Annotated in this window: 4 protein-coding genes and 1 pseudogene; 2 read left to right on the top strand and 3 right to left on the bottom strand. The window is 63.2% G+C overall.

Going from position 1 to position 2,930, the window contains the following annotated elements:
- Nucleotides 1–195 (top strand): RsmE family RNA methyltransferase (locus tag ACXWUF_RS21480; RefSeq protein ID WP_458496573.1); only part of this gene is annotated, 195 nt, incomplete at its 5' end.
- Nucleotides 196–262: 67 nt separating this feature from the next.
- Here the strand turns inward: ACXWUF_RS21480 and ACXWUF_RS21475 are convergent.
- Both ACXWUF_RS21475 and djlA read right to left on the bottom strand, forming a co-directional pair.
- A complete protein-coding gene (locus ACXWUF_RS21475) occupies nt 263–745 on the bottom strand; it encodes a YajQ family cyclic di-GMP-binding protein (protein WP_458496572.1) in 483 nt (160 codons plus the stop codon).
- 13 nt (nt 746–758) lie between these two features.
- The gene (gene djlA, locus ACXWUF_RS21470; protein WP_458496571.1) at nt 759–1,580 is read right to left on the bottom strand and encodes a co-chaperone DjlA; all 822 of its coding nucleotides are present in this window, start codon (nt 1,578–1,580) and stop codon (nt 759–761) included.
- 81 nt (nt 1,581–1,661) lie between these two features.
- Between djlA and ACXWUF_RS21465 the strand changes: the two genes are divergently transcribed.
- Nucleotides 1,662–2,555, top strand: coding sequence for a phosphoribosylaminoimidazolesuccinocarboxamide synthase (locus tag ACXWUF_RS21465; RefSeq protein ID WP_458496570.1), 894 nt, complete (start codon nt 1,662–1,664; stop codon nt 2,553–2,555).
- A gap of 20 nt (nt 2,556–2,575) precedes the next feature.
- On the opposite strand, the pseudogene cca reads toward ACXWUF_RS21465, so the two are convergent.
- A pseudogene (gene cca / locus ACXWUF_RS21460) lies at nt 2,576–2,930 on the bottom strand (multifunctional CCA addition/repair protein); the annotation flags it as partial.

Genomic DNA, 2,930 nt, shown 5'->3' with positions numbered 1-2,930 from the left:
GATTTGCCGCCGCCGGAGGGTCCGGTGTGTTTGCTGTCCGGGCCGGAGGGCGGGTTTGCGGAGCGGGAACGTCAATTGGCGCGGGAGGCGGGGTTTGTGCCGGTGCGGCTGGGGCCACGGGTGTTGCGGACGGAGACGGCGGTGCTGGCGGCGTTGGCGGCGGTGCAGGTGTGGTGGGGGGATTTGGGAGGTTAGTGGGAGTGGGCTTTAGCCCCACGACTGTCTTGTCTGATCGTGGGCTGAAGCCCACTCCCACCGTCAATCAATCCCGAAAATTCGTGAACTGCAACGGCAATTCCAAATCCGACTTCCGCAACAGCGCCATCGTCTCCTGCAAATCATCCCGCTTCTTCCCCGTCACCCGCACCTGCTCCCCCTGAATCGACGCCTGCACCTTGATCTTGCTGTCCTTGATGAGCTTGACGATTTGCTTCGCCAGCGGCGTGTCGATGCCCTGCCGCAAGGTCAGCGTTTGGCGGGCCTGCTTGCCGAAGGTCTGCGGCGGGTCGGCCTTCAAGCAGGCGATGTCGATGCCGCGCTTGGCGAGCCGGGGATTCAGAATGTCCCGCATCTGCTGAAGCTGGAAATCGTTCTCGGCGTGCAGGGTGATGACGCTCTCGCTCAATTCATAGCGGGCGTTGGAACCCTTGAAATCGAAGCGGGTGCCAACCTCCCGGTTGGATTGATCGACGGCGTTGGTCGCCTCGTGCATGTCGATTTCGGAAACGATGTCGAAGGATGGCATGGGGTGTGTCCTCTTAAAGTTGGCGGCTCTTCGAAACCACTTCGTAAGCCTTGCGGATTTGCTGGGTCTTTTCGGTGGCGAGGCGCACCATCTCCTCGGGCATCCCATTCGCCACCAGCTTGTCGGGATGGTGCTGGCTCATCAGCCGCCGATAGGCCCGCTTAACATCGCCGCCCGCCGCCGAAGCCGTCAGCCCCAGCACCGCGTAGGCGTCGGACAGCGAGGGTTCGCGGCTGCCGTACAGCTCCCGCCGCCCGGACTGGCGCTGGCTCCCGGCGAAACGGCGCTCCGCCTCCATCCTCATCTTGATGGCGAAGAATTCAAAGCGGGAGAATCGCAAGTGCTCGCACACATGCAGCAGCAGGCGCTCCTCGGCCTCGTGCAAGGCGCTGTCGGCCAGGGCCGCTTCGATCTGGATTTCGACGAACATCCTGAGCAGCGAATGGCGGTGGCGGCATTCGGCGTAAAACTGAGCGATAGCGGCATCCAGCGGAAACGCCGGCTGCTTGCCCTGGTTATACAGGCGAATCGCCGCCTGCCGCATCGGCTCGGGCAGCGACATTCGGTTCATCACGCCACGCGCCGCCTCGATTTCCGCCTCGGTGACGCGCCCGTCGCATTTGGCGATGTGGCCCATCACCGAAAAGGTGGCGGTGAAGAAGGCCATCTGCACCCGGTGCTGGAGACCGGCGGCACCGAAGTCCGTTTCCAACAGCCCGACCTCGGCGGCGTTGCGGTCGAGTTGGTGGCCGAGCGCCGCTCCGAATACGGCGCCCAGCGGACCCCCCATGATGAAGCCGAACGCCCCGCCGACGAATTTGCCGAGCCAAGCCATGTTTGCGAAATATCTGCTGTTCTTGTAGAAAGGCCGTGAAACTTACCTGATTGCCCGTTATTCATAAAGCCCAATCCACCCATGAACGCCCCGGACACCCTTTATCAAAGCACCCTGAGTGGCTTAGCCCTGCGCGGACGCGGCAAGGTCCGCGATATTTACGACATCGACGCGGATCACATGCTGATCGTCACCACCGACCGCATTTCCGCCTTCGATTGCATCCTGCCCGACCCGATCCCGAATAAAGGGCGGGTGCTGACGGCGGTGTCGAATTTCTGGTTCGGCAAGCTCAAGCACATCGTGCCCAATCATCTGGCCGATTTGCCCCTGGCAAAAGTGCTGCCCGACCCCGCCGACCATGAGGAAATGGCGGGCCGGGCCATCGTGGTGAAGAAGCTCAAGCCACTGCCGGTGGAAGCCGTGGTGCGCGGCTATTTGATTGGTTCCGGCTGGAAGGACTACAAGGCCACCGGGACCGTGTGCGGCATCCCGCTGCCCGCTGGATTGCAACTGGCGGAGAAGCTGCCGAATCCCATCTTCACGCCCTCGACCAAGGCCGAACTGGGTCAGCATGACGAGAACATCAGCTTCGAACGCACCGTGGAATTGATCGGGCAGGATTTAGCGGGACAGGTGCGGGATACCAGCATTGCGCTGTACGTCGAGGCGGCCAGCTACGCTTTGGAGCGCGGCATCATCATCGCCGACACCAAGTTTGAATTCGGTTTGGATGCGAACGGCACACTGTATCTGATTGACGAAGCGCTGACGCCGGACTCCTCCCGGTTCTGGCCGGTGGATCAATACCAAGCGGGCATCAGCCCGCCCAGCTTCGACAAGCAGTTCGTCCGCGACTATCTGGAAGGGCTGACCTGGGACAAGCGCCCACCCGCGCCACACCTACCGCCGGAAGTCGCCGCCAAGACCGCCGCGAAGTATCGGGAAGCGGAAGAGCGCTTGACCCAGCCATAAAATCGTCCCGTAGGTCGGGCTTAAGCCCGACCTACATTGGCCTCCGCCCGCCGCAATTCCCCCACCGCCCCAATCCGCGCCCGCCGCAACTGCTCGCCCAATTCCGCGCCCCGAAAGCCTTGCGCCAACAACGGCTCCACCGACACCGAAGCCGCCGCCGCCCGCGCCGTCCGCAGCCAATCGGCTTGCGGGTAGGGGCGATTCTCCAAGCCGGTGCGGCCCCTGGCGTCGGCCTCGCAAGCCAACAGGAATGACTCCAGGGCGTCGGCCTGCCGGAATGCCTCCAAGCGCTGCAACAAATCCACCACCGTGCCGGGCCGCAACTCCAAGGCCCGATGGCAGTGGCCGTGATAGCGCATCACCCGCTCCGCCAGC

It is taken from the genome of Methylomagnum sp., from assembly GCF_054333355.1.
Note: the sequence above shows the minus strand (reverse complement) of the source record. Positions and strands in the feature narration are given on the sequence as shown.